Raw genomic sequence first — 24263 nt, 5'->3', positions numbered from 1 at the left:
TGATTTGATACGAATGATATAGACAATGCCCAACCAACTCCTCTCCCTGGTCACCGCCGAACTCTCGTCCCCGGCCGATCCACGCGCGGCCGCCATGGCCGGGGCGCTGGCCGCCCAATATTGCGCCGCCGCTCGCGCCGTCCTCTTCTACGGCTCCTGCCTGCGGGAGGCCAATCTCGACGGGCTGATGCTCGATTTCTACCTGATCGTGTCGGACTATCCGACCGCTTATGGCAAAAGCTGGCTCGCGACCGCCAACCGGCTGATCCCGCCCAATGTCTTCCCGTTCGAACATAATGGCCTGATCGCAAAATATGCGGTCCTGTCGGAAGCCGATTTCGCCCGGCTCAACAGCCCGGCGGCGGACAATGTCTCGGTCTGGGCGCGCTTCGCCCAACCTTCGCGCCTGCTCTGGGCCTCGGACGATCTCGCCCGCCAGCGCGCCATCGCCGCCGTGGCGCAGGCTGCGCCGACACTCCTGTCGCTGGCAAAGCCGATGCACGAAGGGCAGGGGCCAAAACCGGCGAATGCCCTCGACCTGTGGAAGACCGGCTTCACCCTCACCTATAATGCCGAACTGCGCGCCGAGAAGAAGGGCCGCTCCCTCTCCATCGTCGATGCCGATCCCGACCGCTATCGTCGCTTCGGCGACGCCGCATTGGCCGATGGCCTGCCGCCGTCGCCGGCCGACGCCCCGGCGCTCTGGCGCCAGCTTCAGCGGCGCGGCAAGCGGCTGTCGGTCACGCGCCTGGCCAAGGCCAGCTTCACCTATGCCGGCGGCATCGATTATCTGGCGTGGAAGATCAATCGCCATGCCGGTACGAAGATAGAGATCAAGCCCTGGCAACGGCGCTGGCCGTTGCTGGGCGCGGTCACTCTGCTGCCGCGGCTGTTCCGGGGCGGCGCAATCCGTTAAGATTCTGGTCGCTGAGCGTCTGGCCCAGCGCCTGTCCCAGCGCCATCAGCGTATAGGGTTTGCGCAGCACCTGATGTCCCGCGAAATCGGAGCTGTCATTGCCGTCGCCGGTATAGCCGGTCACGAACAGCACCGGCAGATGCTGGAAGCGTGCGGGCAGGGCCTTCACCATTTCCGGCCCGGTCATGTCGGGCATCAACACGTCGCTGATGATCAGGCCGATGTCGCCATGGCTCGCCAGCAGCTTGGCCGCCTTGCCCGGATGGTCGCACGCGATCGGCAGATGGCCCAGTTCGCTCAACGCCGCCATCGTCTGGTTCAGCACGCGCGCGTCATCCTCCACCACCAGGATGCGCGTGGGGGGCTGTTCCACCGGCGCGCGGGCGAAGCTGGTTTCGGCTTCCACCGCCACTTGCGCCCCGGTCGATCGCGGCAGATAGAGATGAACGCCGGTGCCAAGGCCGGGCGTCGACTCGATGCGAATTTCACCACCGCACTGGCGCACGAAACCGAAAATCTGGCTGAGACCCAGGCCCGTACCCTTGCCCACGGGCTTTGTGGTGAAGAAGGGCTCGAACACGCGCGCCAGCACATCCGGCGCCATGCCGCACCCGTCGTCGGTCACGCTGACGGTCACATAATCGCCCGCCATGCATTCCCCGACTTCGCCGTCGGACAGCAATGTCTGCCCCGTCGCCAGCGTCAGCCGCCCGCGTCCCTCCATCGCGTCGCGCGCATTGACGCACAGGTTCAGGATCGCATTTTCCATCTGATGCTGATCGACGAAGATGCGCCATCCGCTCGCGCCCTCGGCGAACTGCACGCTGATCTGGTCGCCGATCGTCCGATCGATCAGGTCGGCCATCCCGCTCAGCAACGAATCGGGATCGACGGCGCTCGGCAATAACGGCTCCGACCGGGCAAAGGCCAGCAACCGCCGGGTCAGTGCCGCCGCGCGATTGGCGCCCTCCATCGCATTGTCCAGATGCCGGTCCGCTTCGTCGGGCTTCAACGCCATCTTGCGCTTGGCCAGTTCCAGCCCGCCGACGACGACCGCCAGCATATTGTTGAAATCATGAGCGATGCCGCCGGTCAGCTGGCCCACCGCGTCCATCTTCTGCATCTGGCGCAGATGATCCTGCGCCGCCGCGCGCTCCGCCGATTCCTGCTTCAACTGCTCATAGGCGTCCGACAGTTCGGCCGTGCGCGCCGCTACCGCCGCCTCCAGCCGATCGGCGCGTTCGCTCTCCACCTCCGCCAATCGCCGCGCCGTGCGTCGCTCGCGAAAGGCCGTGTTGGCGAACCAGATGCCGAACAATATGCACACCAGCATCGCCAGCCCGACCAGCCGCGACGTCTTGCCCACCCATTCGTTGCGATCGCCCGCCAGCGTCACCGCCAGGCTGCGTTCGCGCAGCCGGTCATTCTCCGCCTTGATGACCAGGTCGAGCAGGGCGGTGATCCGCCGCAGATCCTGGCTCTTGCCGGCCTGATGGAATCGCGCCAGCGCCCCCATCTTCTGGTCGTAGGTGGTGCGCAGGCCGATCTCGTTCAGCGTCTTGCCGCGTGCGATGAAGGCATAGCGCAGCGCCGCGACATTGCCACTTTGCCAAGCGGACCCTCGCGTCGCATAGCCCAGCGTCTTCAACTGGCTGGCGGCGCCGCGCCACTGGTCCTGGAACAGGCGCCCGGTATCGGGGTCCAGGCTGATCACATAGCGGGCCAATGTCACTTCGGCGCGCGCCATCCGCGCCTCGAACCCGCGTGCCAGTGCGATCACCTCGAAGCTGCTCTGCTGTTCGGCCAGTGCCTGCGCATGGTCGCGCGATGCGTTGCTGGCGCTGTAGATCAGCGCCCCCAGCGATCCGACCAACAACAGGCCAAGCAGCAGCGGCAGCGCGCGCCGGACAAGCGCGCGGCCCCAATCATATTGGTCGCCAAGAAAGTCGGTATCGGCCATCGGACCGTTACACTAGCCGAACAAGGCGCAAGGCGATACGTCGGCGATGAAAAGTTCCATGGGTGCGCGATATTCCGTCGCACCCATGGCTCCATCGGTCGCTATGTGGCGCCTGGATCCCGTCAGCCGATCGCGCCGGTCGCCTTGCCCGCCGCTTCGAACATGCCGATAATCTGCGTCACCTGCTCGTCGCTATGCTCCGCGCAGAGCGAGCAGCGCAGCAGGAAGGTGCCGGCCGGCGTTGCCGGCGGGCGCGCCATGTTGACGTAGAGGCCCAGTTCCAGCAGCGTCTGCCACATGGCGACGGCCTGCATCTGGTCGCTCAGGATCACCGCGATAATCGCCGACTGGGGTGTCTCGCTACCCAGCTTGAACCCCAGATCGCTCAGCCCCTTGTGCAGCCGCTGGCTGTTCTTCCACAGATGCGCGCGCTTTTCGCCCGCGTGCATCAGTTTGCGGATGCTGGTCGCGGCGGTGGCGACGACGCTGGGCGGCAGCGACGCGGTAAAGACATAGGGACGGCAGACGAGGCGCAAAATCTCGAACTTGGGATGGTTCGAAACGCAGAAGCCACCGACCGTGCCGACCGATTTGGAGAAGGTGCCGACCACGAAGTCGATCTCGCCCTCCACGCCCTGTTCTTCATAGGCGCCACGGCCGTTGGGACCGAAAAAGCCCATACCATGGGCCTCGTCGCAAAGGATCATGCAATTGGGATGCTTGCGGATCGCGGCGACCATTTCGGGCAGCGGGGCGACGTCGCCCAGCATCGAATAGACGCCTTCCAGCACCACCAGCTTCAGCGCGTCGGCGGGCAGGCGGCCGAGGCGCTTGTCCAGATCCTCGACACTGTTGTGACGGAACCGCACGATCTCCGCATTGCCCAGGCCACAGCCGTCATAGATGGACGCATGGCTGTCGGCGTCCAGCACGACATAGTCGCCCTTGCCCGCCAGTGTGGAAATGATGCCCAGGTTCGCCTGATAACCGGTCGAAAAGACCATGGCGCCCGACGTGCCGTAAAAGTCCTTGAGCGCGTCCTCGACTTCCTTGTGGCCCTGATAGGTGCCGTTGAGGACGCGGCTGCCGGTCGTGCCCGCGCCGAACTCGTCCAGCGCCTTCTTGCCCGCTTCGACCACGTCGGGATCGAACGTCATGCCCATATAATTATAGGTGCCGAGCAGGATCGTTTCCTTGCCCTTGATGATCGCGCGGGTGGGCGAGAGCACCTGATCCATCACGATCGCATAGGGATCGCGCACGCCGGTCGCCAGCAGCGCCTCGCGCTCGTTGATCAGCGGATCGAATTTGGAAAACAGGTCGCGCGTTTCGGTCGCGGTGGCGTCGGTCATGGCAAGAATCCCTATGCCGTTCGCCCTGAGTAGGGACTGAGCGAAGTCGAAGGCCCGTATCGTAGGGTCTTCCCGCTCCCGTCCTTCGATATGCCGCTGCGCGGCTACTCAGGACGAACGGAGTTATAAAATCAGGCGGTCTTCAGCTTCGCGACCGCGTCCACCAACTGGCCGACGGTTTCGATTTCGGCCTGCATGTTCATGGTGATGATGATGTCGAACTCATCTTCGATGGCCGCGACGAAATCCATCACCGTCAGGCTGTCCCACTCCAGGTCGCCGGCGAAGCTGGTGGCTTCGGTCAGTGCGACGCCCTTCTTGTTGAAAGGCTCGATCTGCGTGGCGACGCTGTCGAAAATGGCGGTGCGATCGGTCATTATCGGTAAATTCTTTCCGTCAAAGCGCGGCATTTGCCGCCTCATCCCGCTCTTTGGCAAGCGAATAAGGCGTCAATCGGGCAGCATCGCGCCCGAATATGAAATGGCTTTTGCGCCCGCTTACCGGAAATTGTCGGCGTAGGCCTGCAATTTCAGCGTCTTGGGCGGGGTCGCGATGACGGTATAGGCCACGCCCTGCTTTTGCGCATAAGCGACCGCCGCGTCCTGCGACGGGAAGCTCAGCTTCAACTGCTGCTGCGTGTCGCCCGACCCGGCCCAGCCGGTCAGCGGATCGGCCTTCTTGGCTTCGGCCGGCGCATATTCCAGCACCCATTTGTGGGTCAGCGCCTTGCCGGACTGGAGGGCGTTCTTCTGGATCTGGTAAATGCGCGCGCTCATCGCAAAAGACTCCGTAAATTCGTCATTGTGCGTTGCACCAGTGGCCGCCGCGAAGTCAAGACTTGCGGGCACCATGTCCTCTGGCATCGGCATTTTTGGTCCGCAATGTGGCGCTCGCGCCGGCCGGATCGTCGGGCCAGGGATGGCGCGGATAGCGCCCCCGCATTTCCTTCGCCACATCGCGCCAGTTGCCCGCCCAGAAACCGGGCAGATCGCGCGTCGTCTGGATCGGCCGCCCGGCCGGCGACGTCAGCGACAGGACCAGTGGAATGCGCTCGCTCCCCACCGTCGGATGCGTGGCCAGTCCGAACAGCGCCTGCACCCGCAATTCCACGCGCGGTCCACCCTCGGCCGCATAATCGATCGAATGGTTGCTGCCCGCAGGCGACCGGAAATCGGGCGGGGCCAGCCGATCCAGCTGGCTCTTCCCATCCCATCCGATCAGCCCTTCCAGTACGCCCGAAAGCTGCGACCGGTCGATATCCGACAGCCGCCGCTTGCCCGTCAGCAGCGATGGCAGCCATTCGTCCAGCGTCTCGATCAGCGCTGCATCGGACAGCGCCTCCAGCCCGGCAAATGCGCCCCGCATCCGCAGCGATTGCGCCGCCTCCGACCAGGGCAGCAGGTCCAGCCCGCCCTGCCGCACGCCGTCCACCAAAGCTGCGACCACCGCATCGGGATCGGGCCGATCATCCGACCCGCTCGACAGCCGCACCGCGCCCAGCCGCCGTTCGCGCAGCGCCTCGATCCCGCCATTGGCGGGACGGAATTTCACCGTGCGTGTGGTCGCAATCCGCGAACCGAACAAGGCGATGACGTCGGCCTCGGCGATCGGCGCGGCAGACAATATCCGCGCCCCCGCCGCGCTACCCTGCACCTCACTCACGGCAAGCCACTCTTCCCGCGCCAGCGGCGACAGCGGATCAAGCCGAAACCCGCGCCCGCCCACACTCGTCCAGTCCGCGCCATCGGCAGAGCGCCGCTTCGCAATGCGATCCGGAAAGGCAAGGGCGAGCGCGATGCCGACGGCATGATCAGAATAGCCCCTCCCTTCTAGGGAGGGTTGGCCGGAGGCACGTGACTCCGGCCAAGGGTGGGTGCGCCGCGTTAGCGGCGCTTGTGACGCCGATGGTGAAGGCTCGCTACGCTCGCCACCCACCCCCAACCCCTCCCTAATAGGGAGGGGAGAAAGGAGTTTCGCCCATCTTTTCGCCAACCCTCGTGCCGCATCCGCCCGCTTGCCGCTTTCCCGCCGCCAGCGCTGCCGCCGCAATGTCAGGTCGGTATCCTGCCCGCCAATCCCTCGCTCGCCCAGCAGTACCGCGACGTCCGCTGCAACCTCGGCCATTCCCATCTCGCCCGCCCGCACCAGCATATGCGCGATCCTGGGTGACAGAGGCAGCTTGGCCAGCGCCTTCCCATGCACCGTGATCCGCCCATCGCCGTCCAGCGCCTCCAGCACCGTCAGCCTCTTGCGCGCTTCCTCGACCGCAGCGGCCGGGGGCACATCCAGCCAGCGCAGCGCGCCGGGATCGCTCACCCCCCACAGCGCGCAATCCAGCAGCAGGTTCGAAAGGTCGCTCTCCAATATCTCCGGTGGATCGAACGGCGGCATCCCCGCGCTCGCCGCCGCTTCCCATAGCCGATAGGCGACGCCCGGCCGCTGCCGCGCCGCTCGCCCGGCGCGCTGCGTGGCCGACGCCTGACTGGCCCGCTCCGTCACCAGCCGCGTCACGCCTGCGGCCCGGTCATAGCGCGGCCGCCGCGCCAGCCCGCTATCCACCACGATCCGCACGCCATCGATGGTCAGGCTGGTTTCCGCAATGGAGGTGGCCAGAATGACCTTGCGCGCGCCGGATCGCGACGGCCGGATCGCCGCCCGCTGCGCCCCCGGATCGAGCGAGCCGTGCAGCATATGCACCTCGATCGCGCCGCCTTCGATCCGCTCCGCCGTCCGCTCGATCTCCCGCACGCCCGGCAGGAAGGCGAGCAGGTCGCCGTCGGCTTCCTCGCTCAGCGCCCGGCGGATCGCCGCCGCCATCTCATCCTCGATCTTCTTCTCTGCGGCGCGGCCGATATGGCGCAGCTCCAGAGGCTGTATGCGCCCCTCGCTCTCGATCACCGGCGCACCGTTCAGCAACGATGCGAACCGCGCCCCATCCAACGTCGCCGACATCGGCACGATCCGCAGGTCGGGCCGCAACGCCTCCTGCGCATCCAGCGCCAGCGCCAGCCCGAAATCGCTGTCCAGGCTGCGCTCATGCACTTCGTCGAACAGCACGGCGGACACGCCCGTCAGTTCCGGATCATCCTGTATCCGCCGCACGAAAATACCTTCGGTCAGCACCAGCAGTCGTGTGCGCGCAGATACCTTGCTGTCCATCCGCGTCGCGTAGCCGACCGTGCCGCCCGGCTGTTCGCCCATCATTTCGGCGATCCGCTCCGCCGCCGCCCGCGCCGCCAGCCTGCGTGGCGACAGCAGCAGCACCTGTCCCTCGCACCATGGCTCGTCCAGCAGGGCAGGGGCCACCGCCGTGGTCTTGCCCGCGCCCGGCGGCGCCACCAGCACGGCATTGCTCCCCGTCCGCAACGCGGCAAGCAGGTCGGGCAGCACGGTGTGAATGGGCAGGGGGATCGGCAGGTCGCTCATCGCCCTTCCTCTCGCGCCAATCGGGACGAAGCGCAAGGCGGTCTGCCACTACCGGCGGATCGTTGCTTGTGTTCCGCCTTTACCCGAACAGATAGATATGGATCGGGTTTTTCGGGTCCAGCAGCATCTTGGCGGTCAGCGCCAGCGACATGATGATCAACAACGGTTTGATCAGGCGCGACCCGAAGCGCATCGCCAGATGCGACCCGATCTGCCCGCCGGTGATGCTGCCCACGGCCATGGCCAGGCCCGCGATCCAGATCACATGCCCGCCCGCCAACATGGTCAGCAGCCCGGCGACATTGCTCGCGAAATTCGCCGCCTTCGTCTGCGCCGTGGCGCGCAGGATCGACAGTCCGCCCAGCGCCAGCAAGATCGTAGTATAGAATGCGCCCGCACCCGGCCCGAAAAAGCCATCGTAAAAACCCACGACCCCGACCAGCCCGGTCAGCCCCGCTATGCCCACCCGCGCATGGCGATCCGCATCGCCCAGCTTGGGGGAGAAAGTGAAATAGGCCGCCATCGCGATCAGCAAGGCGGGCATCAATCCCGCCAGGATCGACGGATCGACCCGCTGGAGCAGCCATGCGCCGCCCACGGACCCCACAAAGGCCGCGATGATCGGCCATTTATATGTCTTCAAATCCATATGCCCGCGCCGGGCATAGGCAACGCAGGCGCCGAACGTGCCGAAACAGCTTTGCAGCTTGTTGGTGGCCACCGCCTGTACCGGTGGAATGCCCACCGCCATCAAAGCGGGCAGGGTGATAAGCCCGCCGCCGCCGGCCATCGCATCGACGCACCCGGCCATCGTCGCTGCGGCGACCAGAAAAGCGATGGTTTCGGGGGACAGGATCATGGGCGGAATACGGCTCCGCCCTCTGACCCGTTCGGGCTGAGCCTGTCGAAGCCCTGCACTTTCTTTGTCAGGGGATGGCGTTTGATCGAACGATCAGACGCCGGAAAACCTCAATAGGCCCGCGCTATAGCGAATTCGACCGCTTCGGTAAGGGCCGCCTTGGCCTGACCGGCATCGAAGCGCCCCAGGGCGTCGATCGCACGCTGGCCATAATGGCGCGCACGCGCCATCGTGTCGGCGATCGCGCCGGTCTGGCGCAGCAGGCCGGTTGCGTGGGCCAGATCCTCGTCGCTGATCTTGTGCCCGGCGATCGCGGCCTTCCAGAAGGCCTTGTCTTCGCTCGACCCACGCGCATAGGCCAGGATCACCGGCAAGGTCACCTTGCCGTCGCGGAAATCGTCGCCCGCATCCTTGCCCATGGTCGCGCCGTCCGATTCATAATCGATCGCGTCGTCGATCAGCTGGAATGCGATGCCCAGGTTCCGGCCATAAACGTCCAGCGCCTGCTCCTCGGCTTCGCTGCGATCGGCGACCACGGCGGAAATGCGGCAGGCGGCGGCGAACAGGGCGGCGGTCTTCGCGCCGATAATGTCCAGATACTGGTCTTCGCTGGTGTCGATCTTGCGCTGCGCGGTCAGCTGGTTGACCTCGCCCTCGGCAATCACTGCCGACGCATTGGCCAGTATCTTCAGAACCTTGAGCGATTCCGCCTCGACCATCAGTTCGAACGAGCGGGAGAAGAGGAAATCGCCTACCAGCACGCTGGCGCTGTTGCCCCAGATGATGTTGGCGGTCTTGCGACCCCGACGCAGCCCCGATCCATCGACGACATCGTCGTGCAGCAGCGTGGCGGTGTGGATGAACTCGACCGCGGCGGCCAGCTTGTAATGGCGCGCACCGGCATAGCCGACCAGGTCGGCGCAGGCCAATGTCAGCATCGGCCGCAGGCGTTTGCCGCCACCCGCAATCAGATGACCGGCCAGTTCCGGGATCAGGGGGATGCGCGACTGCATCCGGTCCAGAATCACGGCATTGACCTGGTTCATGCCGTCGGCAACCAGCGACATGATGGGGGCGAGCGAAGGCGCGGCGTTCGCGCGGCCGATCGGGTGGACGTTACCGGGGGCGGGTGCTGTCATGACCGCGCCCATGTGGCGGTGCAAAATGTGAAAGGCAAGCGGGAATAGCTTGCACAAGGCGCCGGATGCGGCAAAAAGCGCGCCATCTGGAACCGGAGGCCCAAGTGGACGAGACTTTGAACCGCTATCGCGAAAGCATCGACAATATCGACGCGGCGCTGGTGTTCATGCTGGCCGAGCGTTTCAAGATCACCCAGGCCGTCGGCGAACATAAGGCGACTCACGATCTGCCCCCCGCCGACCCCGGCCGGGAGGATCGCCAGATCACCCGCCTGCGTCAGCTGGCGCTCGACGCGAAGCTCGACCCGGACTTCACCGAAAAATTCCTGCGCTTCATCATCGACGAAGTCATCCGCCACCACGAGCAGCTGCGCGAGGGTTGAGGAATGACGGCGAATTACCCCGCCGGATAATTTTCATGCCCGACATTGGCCCAATGGAAATTGGTATAGGTCAGCATGGTCGAAAAGCTTTCCGACCGGACCTGATGCCACCAGCCGATGGGGATGAACAGCAGGTCGCCCGGTGACAGCGCAACCTCATAGCGCAGCACGTCGCGTGCTTGCGGATGCAGCTTCAATCGCGCCTCATCGGTAACATCGCGCACATCGCTGAACACATGCGACCGGTGGGCCAACCGCCGCGTCTGCGAAGGCGGAATCAATATCACCCGCTTGCTGCCCGTCACCTGCGCCAGCAAATTGTTGGTCAGGTCGAAATGCAGCGGCGTGAACGTGCCTTCGCCCCCGATCCACAGCATCCCCGGCGCGCGCGTCAGATAGGCGTCGATCGGCCCCAGATCCGCCTCCAGCGGCTGCAGCGCAGGCCCGTTGGCGGCGCTGTTGGACGCCGTCAGATAGGCGTCGTTTCCGCCCTTGCGCGCCAATGCGATGAACTGGCGGAACGGCGCCCGCTTGCGATGCCTGTCCTTCTTCAGCTCATAATCCTGCGCGCTCGACCGGCCGCCCTGATATTCGATCATGGCGTCGCCGACCGTCTTCGCCAGATAGTCGGGCGTCCAGCGCGTCAGCGCCGGCCAATGGCCGATCGCCCCCTTGATCAGCACCGGTCGCCCCGGCGCATAGAAACCGTGCAGGAAATCCTCGCCGGACAGATTTTCGGCGGTCAGCAGGCCGGACGCATAGGGCGACAAGGCGCGCTGCCGCTCCTGCACCTCCATCAACCAGTCTTGCCGCTTCAGCGCCAGTCTGTCTTCCGGCGCCTTGGCTGGCACGGGCGGCGGCGCAACGGCGCGCGCGGCACCGAAATCGATCTGCCGCAGGGCCATCTGCATGGCCATGTCGGCGGCCTGGGCGGGGAGGGAGGGCAGCGTCTTGCTCATGCCGCTGCCTAACGCCCGATGATGACGGCGATGTTGCAACGCATGACGTTCATGTGACGATGAACAGGCGCCCAGATCCGTTCGGCCCGAGCCTGTCGAAGGACGCGCAGGCCGGTCACGCCGGCTCCACGACCTCCACCTTCTTGCCCTGCGACCGCCCGATCAGCACCCCGCCCAGCGCCAATGCGAAGCCAAACAGCTGCACCGGCCCCAGCCGCTCGCCGAACAAAATCCACGCCTCGATCGCGGCCAATGGCGGCACCAGCAGCAACAGCATCGACATGCGCGTCGCCCCCTGATGCCGCACCAGCCACACCAGCAGCGTCAGGCCACCGGCCGACAGGCCCAGCACGGACCAGCCAAGGCCGATCCACAGGATCGGCGCCCCGTCCCAGCGATATTCGCCCACCAGCAACGACGCGGCGATCGCCACCAGCGCGCCGCCCATATTCTGCACTGCGCCCGATACGGCGATGCCGTCGCCCGCGATCGCGCCGCGCTGGATCAGCGTACCGCCCGCCATCGCCAGCACCGCGATCATCCCCACGACCGCCGGCACCATGCTGATCGCGCCTGCGCCGGATCGCGCGATCGCGGGCGTCAGGACGCAGCCCACGCCGATGATCGCTATAGCCAGCCCGCCCCAGGCACGCACCGGCAGCCGCTCGCCCAACAGCGCTACGCTCACCACCGCCACCATCAGCGGTTGCAGCGACCCCAGCAGCGACATGACGCCGGCCGGCATGCCGTTATTCACCGCCCACCAGCTGAGCGTCAGATAGAAGCCATGCAGCATCGCGCCCGCCGCCAGATGCAGCCCCAGCCGCTGCCCCCTGGGCCAGGCCTGCCGCGCATAAAGTGCCGCGCCGCTCAGCACCATCGCCGTCGCCGTCAGCCGCAGCGCGAGGATCAGCTCCGGCGCGCCATGCGGCACCATCGCCCGCGCGACGATGAAACCGGTGGACCAGATGAGGACGAAAAGGATGGGCGCGACAAGACCGAACATGCCGCCGCCTTTGGCGCAAGGGCCGGGCGATGTCGAGCCGGAGGAAGGGAGGAGGCGGGATGCGCCGGTCCGGCCGGGGCCTTCGTCGATCCCGTCACGCGGTAAGAGGGCGTAACCGACAAGGAGGCTCGCATCCTGCCGTAAAAACCCATCCCGTTAGAGCCGGCACCAATGGGCAAATGCGGGCTGATATCAACAGGAAAGATGCGAACCTGTCGCCGTCCGTTCCCCGGCGCAGGCCGGGGTCCAGTTCAGCGCGTGGACCTGGACCCCGGCCTGCGCCGGGGAACGTGTCCTATGGTTTGTCCCCGTCGCATCTCGCTATCAGGCGAAGCTACGCGGAACATGGGGAAATTATGTGCCTGCCACCCTTGATGCCGCGCGGTTTCCCTATGCACATCATCATCTCGAACTTGGTTGGCGGCTGGCCTACGGCTTAGGATCTACCGCGCCTCCATAGTCCGACCTTGCCAACGGACATGGCGCAATCCGGCACGGCCTTATCCAGCCCCCAACTCGCGCTGCAACTGCGGCCGCAGCGCCATTTTCGCCGCGCCAATCATCTGCCGATGGGTCACGCTGTCGGGCACGACCTCCACCCATGGCTGGCCGGTCTGCGATCCGTAGCTTTCGTGCCAGATCTTGCCCGCGACCAGATCAATCTCTTCGTCCGTGGGTTGATGTTGTTCCGCCAGGCATCGAACGAGCAGCCGATGAAAGGCATTTCCGGAATTCGCGCGAATTCGGTTCATGGTGGCATCCTCTCGATGGCGTCGATTTTTATCGACTTCCGTAGGGGAGGCTGCCTGATTCGCAGGCACGCGTCAATGAAGCAGGGGCGCAAAGCTGTCCTATTGCACGCAATAATGCCATGATCGCGCCGTGCAGTCGATTGCCGCAACAGTTTCCAATAGGATCAGGCGCGCGCAACAAAATATCGAAACATGCGGGAAATGTGCGAAGTTAGAGCATTTTGAAGTCATCTGGAACAGATGACGGCTCGCAAAATGCGGTGACAAAAGACTCTTGCGCCCGAAATCCTATTCCCGCCCGGCCCGGATCGCCGCCCCGCCTGCAAAGGGTGTGATCGCCACCAGCAGCAAGGACGCCGCGCCCAGAAATTTGAACGCCGCGCCGCTCCCATCGCCCAGCGTCCCCGCGCCGAAGATCAGCAAAGGCACCGCCAGCGGCAGCGCCAACAGCCCCGCCAGCGCCCCGCTCGACCGCAGCCCCGCCGTCAGCGTCGCCACCAGCAACCCCAGCGCCGCCAGCGCCGGCGTCCCGATCAACAGCCCCAGTTCCAGCGTCATGATCGTCGCGCCATCCAGCTTCAGCAGCGCGGCGGCGGGCAGGGTGGCGATCATCAACGGCGGCCCGAACCCCAGCCAATGCGCTACCAGCCGCGCCGTCACCACCAGTTCCTCGCCAATGCCGCGCAGCGCGATCTGGTCCAGCACGCCCGCCTGCATGTCCGGCGCGACCAGCCGATCGACCGGCAGCAGACTGGCCAGCAGCGCCGCGATCCACAGCATCCCGCCGCCGGTCCGCCCCAGCAACGCCGCATCCGGCCCGACCGCGAAGGGATAGAGGCTGGCGACCAGCAGCAGGAAAGCGATCGGCAGCCATAGGCCCGCCGATGCCCAGGCCTGGCGCAAATCGCGCACCGCCAGCAACCACAATATCCTCATGCCGCCTCGGCCTGATAATCGGAGAGCGCGACCGTCACCGGCGCGTCGATCGGCAGCGGCTGGTGCGACGCCGCGACCACGATCCCGCCCGCGGCCAGATGCCCGGCCACGGCCTGGCCCAACAGGTCCAGCGACGCCATATCCAGGCCATTGCCCGGCTCGTCCAGCAGCCAGACGCCGGCGCCGATGGCGATGACCCGCGCCAGCATCGCCCGCTTGCGCTGCCCGGTCGACAACATCCGCACCGGCACCTGCGCCAGCCCCGTCAACGCCATCGCGGCCATCGCGGCATCGACCGCCTCCTGCCCGGCGCGGTCCAGCTTCGCCCAGAAGGACAGGGCATCACGCAGCGGCAACTCGCCGTCCAGCGCCAGCCTTTCGTCGGTCATCGCCACGCCGCCGCTGCACGCCACCGTCCCGGCAAAGGCGGGCAGCAGCCCGGCGCAAACCCGCAGCAGGCTGGACTTGCCCACCCCGTTCGGCCCGGTCAGCAACGCCCCGCCGCCCGGCTCCAGCGCCAACGTCACGCCAGCAAACAACATCCGCCCGCCCCGCAGGCAGGCGACATCGGTCAGGCGCAACGCCGCACCGGTCATAGGGTGACCATGTCCTCCAGGACATGCATGTCGATATCCGACAGACCGAAATGATGGCCGATCTCATGCACCACCACATGGGTGATCAGCGCATCCAGCGGCACGCCCGTCTCCACCCATTCGTCCAGCAACGGCCGGCGGAACAGATGCACCGTCGGCGGCCCGTCCCCGGTCTGCGCCTCCTGCCCGATCGACCGGCCGGTGTAGAGGCCGGTCAATTCGAACGGATCGCTCAGTTCCATCTCTTTCAGGATCGCCGCGTCCGCAAAATCCTCCACGAACAGCACGACATCGGACAGATGCTCGGTAAATGGGGAGGGCAGTCGGCTCAGCGCAACAAGCGCCAGCGTCTCAATCTCTTCCCTGGTGGGAGCGAAGCGGGGCGGTTGACCGTTGGACGACATGCCTGCCACATACCCCAAGGCATTTCATGAGGATAGGGACATGATTGGTAAACTGACCGATGAGGAACGGGCGCTTGCGCTGGCGGACCTGCCGCAATGGACGCCGGTATCGGACCCTGACGGCATTTCCCGCCGCTTCACCTTCACCGATTTCGTCGGCGCCTTCGGCTTCATGACCCGCGTCGCGATCATGGCCGAAAAGGCGGACCATCATCCCGAATGGTCGAACGTCTATAACCGGGTGGACATCATACTCACGACCCACGACGCCGGCGGCCTGTCGCAGCGGGACATCGATCTGGCCAAGGCGATCGACGGGTTGGCGGAGTAATCAGGCAACAAGCGAATAAAGCTATATCGTCATCCCGGGCCTGACCCGGGATCCCGCTTTCTTCGATCTTGGCTTTACATAAGCAGCGGGGGCCCGGGTCAAGCCCGGGGTGACGAATGTCGGGGGCATGTCCGCCAAGCCAACCAGGCCACACCCCAACCTCAATAACTCGTCACACCCTCGATATGCGCGTCATAGCCCTTGAGCGCGGCGGTCACCGACCTGTCACCGGCATAGCGACGGCGCAACAGGGCCAACCGGGCGTCGGTCCCCTGGCATAATTCCGCGACATTCTCGGCAATATAGGCGCGTCGTTCCGCATCATAGGCGTCCTCGCCCCGGAAATGGTCGCATCCGTCGCGATCGACCATGAAGGCGGTGACTTCCTGCGGGAAGGGCAGGGCGGACACATCATCGTCCGACGGCGGCAGGTCCATCACATTGCGCGGCGCCGGCTGGGCGCGCACGGTGACGACTGGCGATGCCTTGGCCGGAACGCTCGCATTGTCGATCGGCAGGGGCGCGGCCTGGTCCGGCAAAAGGGTGGCGACGACGCTCGGCGGCGCGATGCCATTATCGGCCTGCGCGCTGTCATCGGACGAGTCGCGACAGCCGGCGACGAGCGCCAGCATCAGCACCACAGGAACCAGACCAAAACGCCCGCTCACCCGATCTCCTCCCGCAAGCTGGCGATAAGATCGGCTACATGGGGCAGCCGCGACTCTTCCTCATCGAGGATCGCCAGAAACGCGGCCCGCCTATAGTCGGCCAATGCTTCGGGCGAAAGACGGCTTGCTGCGGGCATGGCCGAAATCACGATGTCCAGAAGCCGCTCCACCCCATGCAGCCGGCCCCACAGATAGTCATTCTCCCGATAGACCCTGCTAAAGAAAGCCCCGAAGTTGTTGAATTCAATGCCCTTGAGCGTGGCGCTCGCGCCGCCGCCCCGGATCGCGGAACAATCCTCCGGCGAAATCCGGTCGACCTTGACCGGATCATATTCATCCAGAGTGTCACCCTGGAGCAACGGTAATGTGGCGATATCGGTGAAGGGAAAGCCGAGATAGGCGAGCAGCATCGTGCGACGACCGCCCTTGGGCAGGCCGGCGAACGCCTCCGCCAGCATCAGGTCGGCCGCCTCGTCCCGCGCCTTCAATCCCCGCGCCTGCGCCACCGCTTCCATCGCCGCCGCCGCATCGGTCGGCACGGACTTGGCCGCCGCGATCACCTCGGCCCCGTGAAATTCGCTATCCTCGCATTCTGCATAGAGGCTGAGCGCCCCATAGATGGCGTCGTGCATCGCCAGCACCGCCGGATCGTCCGCCTCCGCCTCCAGTTCCAGCGTATCGGCCAGCCGCCGCGCCAGATAGCGCAGCCGTCGGATGCGAAAGGCCAGGTCATGCGCGCGAAAGAAAGCGACCGGCGCCGACGCCGATCCGCCATCGTCGCTCAACTGATCCGCCCCCTCGGCCCGGATCGCCGCCCAGATCGCCTGACGATAGCTTTCCCGCATCATCGCGCTTTCCTCGCCGCTCAGGCGAAACAGCAGCGAACAAAGCGACTCGACGATCCCCGACAGTTTGAGATGCCCATAAGCCGGATAGGCAAAGCCCGCCGCGCTCGCCGCCCGCTGCTGCGCCTTGCCGCGCCATGCGGAAAGGCGCGCGGGCGTCGGCCGGTCCAGAAACAGCATGCGCCCGATCGCGCTTTCCACATCGGCCTCTATGCCCGGCCGCAGCGCATCCAATATCCGCCGCATCCGCCTGATGCCCGCACTATGCCGGTCGATCGCCTCCAGATTGTCGCGGATCGGCTGCTCGCGCGGAATGTCGGACAATGCGCCGAATATGGTGCGGAAAAATCCGGGCAATGGCGCATCCTCGCCGGTCGGCGCATCCTGCTGCTCGCCCTCCTTGTTCAGGCGGATGGAGCGATGCCCTGGCTTCGGATCGATATAGACGAAGCGCCGATCCACCTCTCGCCGCGACGGCCGGTTCTTCAGCGCGCCGATCGCCTGCGCGAAGGGTGCGTTGGCCAGCACCGATCCGTCGATCAGCACCGCGTCCTCAGCCGTCCCGCGCGCCGCATGGCGGGGCAGGGCACGCGCCAGAAAGGCGTCGCGCGTCGGCCATCCGCGATGCCGGCGCTTCAACACCCGGTCCAGTTCCCGGACGGTGAAGGGGGGAAAGGCACCGGGAAAACTCGCCGTCGCCCGCGCCGCAAACACCAGTTCGGCCGCATCGGCAAAGCCCCGTTCGCGCCCGTCCTGGCTGCGCCCGCGCGCCTTGAAACCGATCGACAGCCGATGCTCCGTCTCGATCACCTGTGCCGGGCTGTTGAGATTGAGGCTCTGGGGATGCCCCTCGAAATCGGTGACGGTCACGAACAGGTCGAGCGGATGCCCCTCCGGCAACAGCGGTTGCCCCTTTTCCGCCGCCGCCATCGCGTCGAACGCGTCGACCAGCATGGCCGAAAATATCTCCCCGCCAAAGGGCGGCTCGAACCAGCGCGACCGGATGAAGCGGGAGAGTTTCATCCGCACTTCCTCGCGCGTGTCCGGTGCCACGGTCCGCTCCACCGCATCGCCCGGCCGCCGCGCCGCCATCCACACCAACGGCGTGGCCCAGAATTTCGTCATCGCGCGGGCAGGGCGGGCATCGGGGTCCAGCAGCCGGTCGACATCGGCATTGTCCAGCCACATGGTCGTCAACGGCTCCAGCGACTGCCCCGTCTCGACCGCCTGCGCCAGAAAAATGCCGTTGATCCCGCCTGCGCTCGCGCCCGCGATAATGTCTGGCATGACGCGCAATCGCACCCCGCTGGCCGCCTCCATCGCGGCGAGCACCTGCGCATAGACGGCCTCGCTGCCGCCGCTGGCCGGCACGCCATCATGAAAGGCCCGGCTGGCGCGTGCCAGATGCCACACCTCCTTGGTGATGCCGTGCATGTAGATCGCCAGGCTGATCCCGCCATAGCAGACCAGCGCCAGCCGCAATTCCCGCTCCTTCATGGGGCGAACGTCGCAGAGGGGAGGGGGATTGGCAACCCAAAGCCCGTTCGTTCACCCAACCGCAAACTCCGCCCAGATCGGCAGATGGTCCGAAGCCTTCCGCGCCGCCGCGCTCTCATGCACGCCGCAATTCGTCAGCTTGAGTTTCCCGCAGTGCATGATCCTGTCCAGCCGCGCCACCGGCCGCCGCGCATGGAAACTGCGCCCACAAGGCGCAAAGCTATAATGCCGCGCAAAATCGGCCAGGCATCCCCGCCCGGCGCTCCATTCGTTGAGGTCGCCCATCAGCACGGTGGGCATCGCCTCGCCCTGCGCCGCCGCATGGATCACCGCCGCCGCCTGCCGCCGCCGCCACAGGCCCGACAGATCCAGATGCATGCCGAACACCCGCACCGACGCGCCGTTCAGCGTCACCTCCGCCATGGTCGCGCCACGCGGCTCCAGATAGGGCAGGTGCAGCACGTCATGGCTCCCGACCTCCGCTTCCTTGCGCACCAATATCGCATTGCCGTGCCAGCCCATCGAATCGGTCTGCACGTTGAGCGGCACCGGCCGATATCCACTCTGATTGTCCATCAACAGCGGTGGGATCGCAGCTGACCGCACGCCAAAGCGCCGATCCGCCTCCTGCAAGGCGACGATATCGGCATCTACCTCCGCCAGCACCTCCAGCACCCGTTCCGGCACCCGCCGCCGATCGGTGCCGATGGCCTTGCGGATATTATAGCTGGCAACCCGGATTGTTTTCATGCCGTTTCAATGCGCCAGCTTGGCGGATGTTTCCAGATCATGTTGCGATGTTCTTGAATTGTTCCTAAATTCCTTCCATACAAACTCCCGTTCGGTTCGAGCTTGTCGAGAACCCGCGCGCATCGGTTCTCGACAGGCTCGAACCAAACGGAGATGAGAAGACATGGCCAAGGCAAAACGCAAATTCGTCTGTCAGCAATGCGGCACCGTCGCCAGCCGGTGGCAGGGCCAGTGCGAGGATTGCGGCGAATGGAACAGCATCGTCGAAGAAGCGGCGGAAACGGTCTTTTCGTCCCGGCATGACCTGCAAAATGGCGGACGCGCCATCACGCTGGTCGGCCTGGACAGCACGGTCGAACTGCCTCCGCGCACCAGCACCGGCATCGCCGAATTCGATCGGGCGCTGGGCGGCGGTATCGTCCATGGTTCAGCGACCCTGATCGGTGGCGATCCGGGCATCGGCAAATCCACGCTGCTGCTGCAAGCCGCCGCGCGCATCGCCGCGCGGGGCCTTTCCGTCGCCTATATCAGCGGTGAGGAAGCCGCCGATCAGGTCCGCCTGCGTGCCCAGCGCCTGGGCCTCGGCAACGCGCCGGTACAATTGGCCAGCGCCACCTCCGTCCGCGATATCCTGACGACCTTGGGGGACGGACCGCCGCCCGCCTTGCTGATCATCGACTCCATCCAGACGATGCATAGCGACCTGATCGAAGGGGCGCCCGGCACCGTCAGCCAGGTTCGGGCCTCGTCCCAGGAACTCATCAAATTCGCCAAGCAACGCGGCACCGCGCTGATCCTGGTCGGCCATGTGACGAAAGACGGCAGCATCGCCGGCCCGCGCGTGCTGGAACATATGGTCGACACCGTGCTGGCGTTCGAAGGCGAACGCAGCCACCAATATCGCATCCTGCGCGCGGTCAAGAATCGCTTCGGCGGCACGGACGAGATCGGCGTCTTCGCCATGGTCGCCGAAGGGCTGGAGGAAGTCGCCAACCCCTCCGCCCTGTTCCTCACCAACCGCGACGAGACGGTCACGGGCGCGACCGTCTTCCCCGCGCTGGAGGGTACGCGACCGGTCCTGGTCGAAATTCAGGCGCTGGTCGTGCGCCTCTCCAGCGGCGCGACCCCCCGCCGCGCCGTGGTCGGCTGGGACAGCGGCCGGCTCGCGATGATCCTTGCCGTGCTGGAGGCACGCTGCGGCCTCAGCTTCTCGACCTGCGAAGTCTATCTGAACGTCGCGGGCGGCTATCGCCTGACCGATCCTGCCGCCGACCTCGCCGTTGCCGCTGCGCTTATCTCGGCCATGTCGGAACGGCCGGTGCCGGTCGATATCGTCCTGTTCGGCGAAGTCGCCCTGTCGAGCGAAATCCGCCCCGTCTCCCATTCGCCCCTGCGCCTGCGCGAAGCGGCGAAACTCGGTTTCACCCGCGCCTATATCCCCGCGTCGGCGGCGGACGGGGTCAAGGGAATCGCGGTCAGCGGTTTCCGCACCCTCGCGCAGCTTGTTGACCAGATGCTGGGACGCGGATAGCGACGGCGGGAAATCTCCAGCTTGTTCCCCGGCCTTCACCGGGGAACAGCGTCAGGCAATACAGGCTCGCCAATGAACGCCATCGACATTCTCGTCCTGCTCGCCATCGGCGGTTGCGCCATATTGGGCCTCATGCGCGGCTTCGTGCTGGAAACCCTCTCGCTCATCGCCTGGGTATTGGCGATCTTCGCCATCCGCCTGTTCCATGCCCCGGCCGCCGAATTGCTCAGCGCTTTCGTCGGCAACAGCAGCGGCGCGGCGATGCTTGCGCTGGTGCTCGTCTTCGGCGTGACCTTCGGCGTGGGGAAACTGATCGCCCACGCCATCGGCCGGCGCACGCGCCAGTCGATCCTGGGTCCGGTCGACCGGGTGCTGGGGGCGGGCTTCGGCGCGGTAAAGGGCCTGATCGGCGCGACGATCCTCTTCCTCGCCTTCAGTTTGGTCTATGACACATTCTACGGCAGCGGCGCCCGCCGTCCCGACTGGCTCAGCGACGCGCGCACCTATCCGCTGCTCAACGCCAGCGGTCAGGCGATCAGCGAATTTCTAGCCGAACAACGTGCGAAAAAGCCGGCTGCGGAAAACCAATAAATTCCGTTATTAAAGCCACCCCTTCAGCCGATAGGCCGCTACGGTCGCGCTCAACCCATCCTCGGTCTTCACCTGCGGCAACCATAGCCGCTTGGGCGGTTGCCGGCGCTTGCCCACCACCCAGTCGGGATGGCAGAAATAATCGACCCGGTCCGGTGTCAGCTTGGCCTTCTTGCCGCGCACCAGCCGATCGGCCCGCGCCGCGATGGTCAGCAGCCATTCCGGCGTCGCCAGCGTCTTCACCGACCGCCCGATCGCGCGGCCGATCGCCTGCCCGAAATCCTTGTGATCCCATCCGCCCGGCGTACCGTCATCGACCTCATAAATGCGGGTCAGGCTGTTTTCCCGCTCGCCCGACAGCGCCAGCAGCAGCGCGGCCAGATCGCCCACATGGATCACCGACAAGCGCCCGCCCGGCGGCAGCATCATGATGCCGCGCTTGGCCATGCGGAACAGTTCCAGCATTTCCTTGTCGCCCGGCCCGTAAATCGCCGGGGGCCGCACGATCGTCCAGTCCAGGCCGCTGGCCTTCACATGCTTTTCGGCCAGTTCCTTGGACCATCCATAGTCGGACAGGCCCGGCTCCCGTGCCGCCAGCGACGACACATGCACCAGCCGCTTGATCCCGCGCTTCCGCATCGCGTCGACCACCGCCATGGTGCCGCGCGCATTGCCGGCCTCGAACCCGTCGCGGTCGGGCGCGTTCACCACGCCCGCTATATGGATCACCGCATCGGCATCGCGCACCAGCGTATCGAGCGCGGCCGCATCCTCCAGCGACCCATGCACCCATTTCAGCTTCGCGCGTGGCGGCTGCGCCCGGCGGGTGAGCGCATTGACGCGCAGCCCGTCGCTCAGCGCCTGTTCCAGCACTTCGGCACCGACGAAGCCCGTCGCGCCGGTAATGGCAATCCGCATCTGCTGCATGACCCTCAGACCATCGCCATATGGTCGCGATGGACCAGTACGGATCGCGGCATTTCGCCCAGCAGCGCCGCGATATCCTCGCTACGCTTGCCCGCGATCTTCACCGCCGCTTCGCTATCATATTCGATCAGGCCCCGCGCGATGACCCGCCCGTCCTGCGCCACGATATCGACTACGTCGCCGCGATCGAACACACCTTCGACGCTCGCGACCCCGGCGGGCAGCAGGCTGTTACCCTTGCCAAGCGCCTTTTCCGCGCCCGCGTCCACGATGATCCGCCCGCGCGTCGTCAACCGCCCGGCCAGCCAGCCCTTGCGCGCGCCCTTACCTTGCGCAGCGAGAAAGATCGAACCCTTGCCACCATTGGCCCAATGCGCCAGCGGCGAATCCACCTTGCCCGAAATGATCGCCAGATGTGCGCCCGCACCGGTCGCGATCCGCGCCGCCTGAATCTTCGACACCATGCCGCCCGACCCCATGCCCGAAGCGGACCCGTCATCCGCCATCGCCGCGATCCGCGCGTCGATCGTCTCTATCGTCTCTATCAGCATCGCGCTGGCATCGACGTGCGGGTTGGCGGTGTAAAGCCCGTCCACATCGGAAAGCAGCGCAACCGCGTCAGCCCGTGCCGCCTGTCCGATACGCGCCGCCAGCCGATCATTGTCGCCGAAGCGGATTTCGCTTGTCGCCACGCTGTCATTCTCGTTGATGACCGGCACCACATCCAGCGCCATCAGCCGCTCCAGCGTGGCCGAAGCGTTCAAATAACGCCGCCGGTTTTCCAGATCGTCCAGCGTCACCAGCATCTGCGCGGCGGTAATGCCTTTCTCATCCAGCAGGCTGGCCCAGCATTGCGACAGCGCAATCTGCCCGGTCGCCGCCGCCGCCTGCGCATCCTCCAGTGATCCACGCCCGCCCTTGGGCAGCTTCAACCGCCGCGCACCCAGTGCGATCGCGCCCGACGACACGATGATGACCTGCTGCCCCGCCGCCTTGCGTTCCGCCACATCGGCCACCAACGTGCGCAGCCAATCGACGCGCACCTGTCCCGCCGGATCGACCAGCAGGGCCGACCCGATCTTGATGACCAGTCGGCGGACGAGGGCAGGGGGGAAACCGGAGAGGGGAGAGGTCACAGTAAAAGGTCCGTTCAGTTCGAGCCTGTCGAGAACCCCCGCGCAAAGTTCTCGACAAGCTCGAACCGAACGGAGGTTGATGATCTGGCTCTAGATCGGCGACCAGCCGGCGTCGCTGTCCGCGCCGCCGTCTTCTTCACGGTCCTCGCTATCCTGATCCATCATCAGCAGCACCGCGTCCAGCAGCGTGCCCACGCCTTCGCCGGTCGCGCCGGAAATGATGAAGACATCCTCCACGCCGGCTTCCTCGCGCAGCTGGTCGGCAATATCTTCCATCAGCTCCTGCCCCAGCAGGTCGCCCTTGTTCAGCACCACCAGCTGCGGCTTTTCGTCCAGACCTTCCCCGTACGCGGCCAGTTCGTCGGTCACGATATGGAAGGCTTCGACCGGATCGTCGGTCGTCGCGTCGATCATGTGCAGCAGCACGCGGCACCGCTCGATATGCCCCAGGAACCGGTCGCCAATCCCCACGCCCTCGGCCGCGCCCGCGATCAGGCCCGGAATATCCGCCAGCACGAACTCGCGATCGCGGTGCAGCACCACGCCCAGCTGCGGCTTGGTGGTGGTAAAGGCATAGGCACCGACCTTCGCCTTGGTATTGGTCACCTGATTGATCAGCGTGGATTTGCCCGCATTGGGCATCCCCACCAACCCGACATCGGCCAGCAGCTTGAGGCGCAGCCACACCCACAATTCCTGGCCCGGCCAGCCCGTGCCATGCTGACGCGGGGCGCGGTTGGTGCTGGTCTTGTACGACATGTTGCCGCGCCCGCCGTCGCCGCCACGCAGGAAGGTGACGCGCTGCCCGACCTCGGTGAAGTCGGCCAGAACGTCCTGATCCTCATATTCGGGATAGCCGTCTTCGTCTTCGCTACCCTCGATCGGCTTGGGGTCGGACAATATCTGGGTGCCGACCGGCACCTTGATGATCAGATCCTTGCCACCGGCGCCATAGCGGTTCTTGCCCATGCCGGGCGTGCCGCGCTGCGCCTTGAAATGCTGCGTGTAGCGGAAATCGATCAGGGTATTGAGGCCCTGCACCGCTTCGAAGATGATGTCGCCGCCCTTGCCGCCGTTGCCGCCGTCGGGGCCGCCATATTCCTCGTATTTTTCACGGCGGAAACTGACAGCGCCGGGGCCACCCCAGCCGGATTTGATGTAGATTTTGGCTTGATCGAGAAAATGCATGGCGCGCCCATAGAGCATTCTGGAGCCGGCTGGAACAGTCGGCGGCTCGCAGAATGCGTAAAATCAAAAATAGCATTCCGGAGGCGGCTGGAACAGCCGTCGGCTCGCGAA

The 24263-nt window shown here is 65.6% G+C and carries 24 protein-coding genes; 6 read left to right on the top strand and 18 right to left on the bottom strand.

The window, feature by feature from the left end:
- Positions 1–25: 25 nt before the first annotated feature.
- A complete protein-coding gene (locus tag F4U94_RS12770; protein WP_120250621.1) occupies positions 26–916 on the top strand; it encodes a hypothetical protein in 891 nt (296 codons plus the stop codon).
- On the opposite strand, the gene F4U94_RS12765 is transcribed toward F4U94_RS12770, so the two are convergent.
- The 7 genes from F4U94_RS12765 to F4U94_RS12735 form a co-directional block, all read right to left on the bottom strand.
- Positions 873–2876 carry an ATP-binding protein gene (locus F4U94_RS12765; protein WP_120250620.1) on the bottom strand — a complete coding sequence of 668 codons (2004 nt, stop codon included), beginning with the start codon at positions 2874–2876 and terminating at the stop codon, positions 873–875. The genes F4U94_RS12770 and F4U94_RS12765 overlap by 44 nt on opposite strands.
- A 122-nt stretch (positions 2877–2998) precedes the next feature.
- A complete protein-coding gene (gene spt, locus F4U94_RS12760; RefSeq protein ID WP_120250619.1) occupies positions 2999–4228 on the bottom strand; it encodes a serine palmitoyltransferase in 1230 nt (409 codons plus the stop codon).
- 131 nt (positions 4229–4359) lie between these two features.
- Entirely contained in the window at positions 4360–4605 is a 246-nt protein-coding gene (locus F4U94_RS12755) for an acyl carrier protein (RefSeq protein ID WP_120250618.1), read from the bottom strand.
- A gap of 120 nt (positions 4606–4725) precedes the next feature.
- Positions 4726–5004, bottom strand: coding sequence for an ETC complex I subunit (locus F4U94_RS12750; RefSeq protein ID WP_120252128.1), 279 nt, complete (start codon positions 5002–5004; stop codon positions 4726–4728).
- Between the two features lie 55 nt (positions 5005–5059).
- The gene (hrpB, locus tag F4U94_RS12745; RefSeq protein WP_120250617.1) at positions 5060–7654 is read right to left on the bottom strand and encodes an ATP-dependent helicase HrpB; all 2595 of its coding nucleotides are present in this window, start codon (positions 7652–7654) and stop codon (positions 5060–5062) included.
- Positions 7655–7733: 79 nt separating this feature from the next.
- Positions 7734–8513, bottom strand: a complete 780-nt coding sequence (locus tag F4U94_RS12740) for a TSUP family transporter (protein WP_150411926.1) — start codon at positions 8511–8513, stop codon at positions 7734–7736.
- A gap of 110 nt (positions 8514–8623) precedes the next feature.
- Entirely contained in the window at positions 8624–9652 is a 1029-nt protein-coding gene (locus F4U94_RS12735) for a polyprenyl synthetase family protein (protein WP_120252127.1), read from the bottom strand.
- Positions 9653–9756: 104 nt separating this feature from the next.
- On the opposite strand from F4U94_RS12735, the gene F4U94_RS12730 reads away from it, so the two are divergent.
- Entirely contained in the window at positions 9757–10035 is a 279-nt protein-coding gene (locus tag F4U94_RS12730) for a chorismate mutase (RefSeq protein WP_120252126.1), read from the top strand.
- 14 nt (positions 10036–10049) lie between these two features.
- On the opposite strand, the gene F4U94_RS12725 is transcribed toward F4U94_RS12730, so the two are convergent.
- Together F4U94_RS12725 and F4U94_RS12720 are read right to left on the bottom strand one after the other, a co-directional pair.
- A complete protein-coding gene (locus tag F4U94_RS12725) occupies positions 10050–10994 on the bottom strand; it encodes a cupin-like domain-containing protein (RefSeq protein WP_120250616.1) in 945 nt (314 codons plus the stop codon).
- 115 nt (positions 10995–11109) lie between these two features.
- Positions 11110–12000 carry a DMT family transporter gene (locus F4U94_RS12720; RefSeq protein ID WP_120250615.1) on the bottom strand — a complete coding sequence of 297 codons (891 nt, stop codon included), beginning with the start codon at positions 11998–12000 and terminating at the stop codon, positions 11110–11112.
- Positions 12001–12479: 479 nt separating this feature from the next.
- Between F4U94_RS12720 and F4U94_RS12715 the strand changes: the two genes are divergently transcribed.
- Positions 12480–12875, top strand: a complete 396-nt coding sequence (locus tag F4U94_RS12715) for a hypothetical protein (protein ID WP_150411925.1) — start codon at positions 12480–12482, stop codon at positions 12873–12875.
- A 165-nt stretch (positions 12876–13040) separates the two neighbouring features.
- Here F4U94_RS12715 and F4U94_RS12710 read toward each other — a convergent pair whose 3' ends face one another.
- From F4U94_RS12710 to F4U94_RS12700, 3 genes are read right to left on the bottom strand one after another with little or no spacing between them, the layout of a single operon-like run.
- The gene (locus F4U94_RS12710; protein ID WP_120250613.1) at positions 13041–13688 is read right to left on the bottom strand and encodes a heme exporter protein CcmB; all 648 of its coding nucleotides are present in this window, start codon (positions 13686–13688) and stop codon (positions 13041–13043) included.
- Positions 13685–14284 (bottom strand): heme ABC exporter ATP-binding protein CcmA, encoded by a 600-nt coding sequence (gene ccmA, locus F4U94_RS12705; RefSeq protein ID WP_120250612.1) that lies wholly within the window; start codon positions 14282–14284, stop codon positions 13685–13687. The genes F4U94_RS12710 and ccmA overlap by 4 nt, the downstream gene beginning before the upstream one ends.
- Entirely contained in the window at positions 14281–14688 is a 408-nt protein-coding gene (locus F4U94_RS12700) for a metallopeptidase family protein (protein ID WP_120250611.1), read from the bottom strand. Before F4U94_RS12700 ends, ccmA begins: the two co-directional genes overlap by 4 nt.
- Before the next feature lie 40 nt (positions 14689–14728).
- Between F4U94_RS12700 and F4U94_RS12695 the strand changes: the two genes are divergently transcribed.
- A complete protein-coding gene (locus F4U94_RS12695; RefSeq protein WP_120250610.1) occupies positions 14729–15019 on the top strand; it encodes a 4a-hydroxytetrahydrobiopterin dehydratase in 291 nt (96 codons plus the stop codon).
- 161 nt (positions 15020–15180) lie between these two features.
- Here the strand turns inward: F4U94_RS12695 and F4U94_RS12690 are convergent, their stop codons facing one another.
- The 3 genes from F4U94_RS12690 to F4U94_RS12680 are packed head-to-tail and all read right to left on the bottom strand — an operon-like array spanning position 15181 to position 18779.
- A complete protein-coding gene (locus F4U94_RS12690) occupies positions 15181–15687 on the bottom strand; it encodes a hypothetical protein (RefSeq protein WP_331852605.1) in 507 nt (168 codons plus the stop codon).
- Entirely contained in the window at positions 15684–18029 is a 2346-nt protein-coding gene (locus F4U94_RS12685; protein WP_120250609.1) for a patatin-like protein, read from the bottom strand. The genes F4U94_RS12690 and F4U94_RS12685 overlap by 4 nt, the downstream gene beginning before the upstream one ends.
- 51 nt (positions 18030–18080) lie before the next feature.
- Complete coding sequence (locus tag F4U94_RS12680) at positions 18081–18779, bottom strand: endonuclease/exonuclease/phosphatase family protein (RefSeq protein ID WP_120250608.1); 699 nt, start codon at positions 18777–18779, stop codon at positions 18081–18083.
- A gap of 163 nt (positions 18780–18942) precedes the next feature.
- Between F4U94_RS12680 and radA the strand changes: the two genes are divergently transcribed.
- Together radA and F4U94_RS12670 are read left to right on the top strand one after the other, a co-directional pair.
- Positions 18943–20310, top strand: coding sequence for a DNA repair protein RadA (gene radA / locus F4U94_RS12675; protein WP_120250607.1), 1368 nt, complete (start codon positions 18943–18945; stop codon positions 20308–20310).
- Positions 20311–20382: 72 nt separating this feature from the next.
- On the top strand, positions 20383–20901 hold the full coding sequence (locus F4U94_RS12670; protein WP_120250606.1) for a CvpA family protein: 519 nt from the start codon (positions 20383–20385) through the stop codon (positions 20899–20901).
- Positions 20902–20910: 9 nt separating this feature from the next.
- On the opposite strand, the gene F4U94_RS12665 is transcribed toward F4U94_RS12670, so the two are convergent.
- From F4U94_RS12665 to obgE, 3 genes are all read right to left on the bottom strand, one after another.
- Complete coding sequence (locus F4U94_RS12665) at positions 20911–21828, bottom strand: NAD-dependent epimerase/dehydratase family protein (RefSeq protein ID WP_172598772.1); 918 nt, start codon at positions 21826–21828, stop codon at positions 20911–20913.
- 5 nt (positions 21829–21833) lie between these two features.
- A complete protein-coding gene (gene proB, locus F4U94_RS12660; RefSeq protein WP_120250605.1) occupies positions 21834–22964 on the bottom strand; it encodes a glutamate 5-kinase in 1131 nt (376 codons plus the stop codon).
- A 90-nt stretch (positions 22965–23054) separates the two neighbouring features.
- Positions 23055–24152, bottom strand: coding sequence for a GTPase ObgE (gene obgE, locus F4U94_RS12655; protein WP_120252123.1), 1098 nt, complete (start codon positions 24150–24152; stop codon positions 23055–23057).
- Positions 24153–24263: the final 111 nt, after the last annotated feature.

Source organism: Sphingobium limneticum (assembly GCF_008710155.1).
Lineage (GTDB): Bacteria > Pseudomonadota > Alphaproteobacteria > Sphingomonadales > Sphingomonadaceae > Sphingobium > Sphingobium limneticum.
Note: the sequence above shows the minus strand (reverse complement) of the source record. Positions and strands in the feature narration are given on the sequence as shown.

Coding starts and splice junctions, on each gene's coding strand:
- F4U94_RS12665 (WP_172598772.1), bottom strand. CDS start 21,828: ATGCAGCAGATGCGGATTGCCATTACCGGCGCGACGGGCTTCGTCGGT.
- F4U94_RS12700 (WP_120250611.1), bottom strand. CDS start 14,688: ATGTCGTCCAACGGTCAACCGCCCCGCTTCGCTCCCACCAGGGAAGAG.
- obgE (WP_120252123.1), bottom strand. CDS start 24,152: ATGCATTTTCTCGATCAAGCCAAAATCTACATCAAATCCGGCTGGGGT.
- F4U94_RS12755 (WP_120250618.1), bottom strand. CDS start 4,605: ATGACCGATCGCACCGCCATTTTCGACAGCGTCGCCACGCAGATCGAG.
- F4U94_RS12740 (WP_150411926.1), bottom strand. CDS start 8,513: ATGATCCTGTCCCCCGAAACCATCGCTTTTCTGGTCGCCGCAGCGACG.
- F4U94_RS12765 (WP_120250620.1), bottom strand. CDS start 2,876: ATGGCCGATACCGACTTTCTTGGCGACCAATATGATTGGGGCCGCGCG.
- F4U94_RS12710 (WP_120250613.1), bottom strand. CDS start 13,688: ATGAGGATATTGTGGTTGCTGGCGGTGCGCGATTTGCGCCAGGCCTGG.
- F4U94_RS12715 (WP_150411925.1), top strand. CDS start 12,480: ATGGCGCAATCCGGCACGGCCTTATCCAGCCCCCAACTCGCGCTGCAA.
- F4U94_RS12680 (WP_120250608.1), bottom strand. CDS start 18,779: ATGAAAACAATCCGGGTTGCCAGCTATAATATCCGCAAGGCCATCGGC.
- F4U94_RS12670 (WP_120250606.1), top strand. CDS start 20,383: ATGAACGCCATCGACATTCTCGTCCTGCTCGCCATCGGCGGTTGCGCC.
- F4U94_RS12770 (WP_120250621.1), top strand. CDS start 26: ATGCCCAACCAACTCCTCTCCCTGGTCACCGCCGAACTCTCGTCCCCG.
- hrpB (WP_120250617.1), bottom strand. CDS start 7,654: ATGAGCGACCTGCCGATCCCCCTGCCCATTCACACCGTGCTGCCCGAC.
- F4U94_RS12685 (WP_120250609.1), bottom strand. CDS start 18,029: ATGAAGGAGCGGGAATTGCGGCTGGCGCTGGTCTGCTATGGCGGGATC.
- F4U94_RS12720 (WP_120250615.1), bottom strand. CDS start 12,000: ATGTTCGGTCTTGTCGCGCCCATCCTTTTCGTCCTCATCTGGTCCACC.
- radA (WP_120250607.1), top strand. CDS start 18,943: ATGGCCAAGGCAAAACGCAAATTCGTCTGTCAGCAATGCGGCACCGTC.
- ccmA (WP_120250612.1), bottom strand. CDS start 14,284: ATGACCGGTGCGGCGTTGCGCCTGACCGATGTCGCCTGCCTGCGGGGC.
- F4U94_RS12725 (WP_120250616.1), bottom strand. CDS start 10,994: ATGAGCAAGACGCTGCCCTCCCTCCCCGCCCAGGCCGCCGACATGGCC.
- F4U94_RS12750 (WP_120252128.1), bottom strand. CDS start 5,004: ATGAGCGCGCGCATTTACCAGATCCAGAAGAACGCCCTCCAGTCCGGC.
- spt (WP_120250619.1), bottom strand. CDS start 4,228: ATGACCGACGCCACCGCGACCGAAACGCGCGACCTGTTTTCCAAATTC.
- F4U94_RS12695 (WP_120250610.1), top strand. CDS start 14,729: ATGATTGGTAAACTGACCGATGAGGAACGGGCGCTTGCGCTGGCGGAC.
- F4U94_RS12735 (WP_120252127.1), bottom strand. CDS start 9,652: ATGACAGCACCCGCCCCCGGTAACGTCCACCCGATCGGCCGCGCGAAC.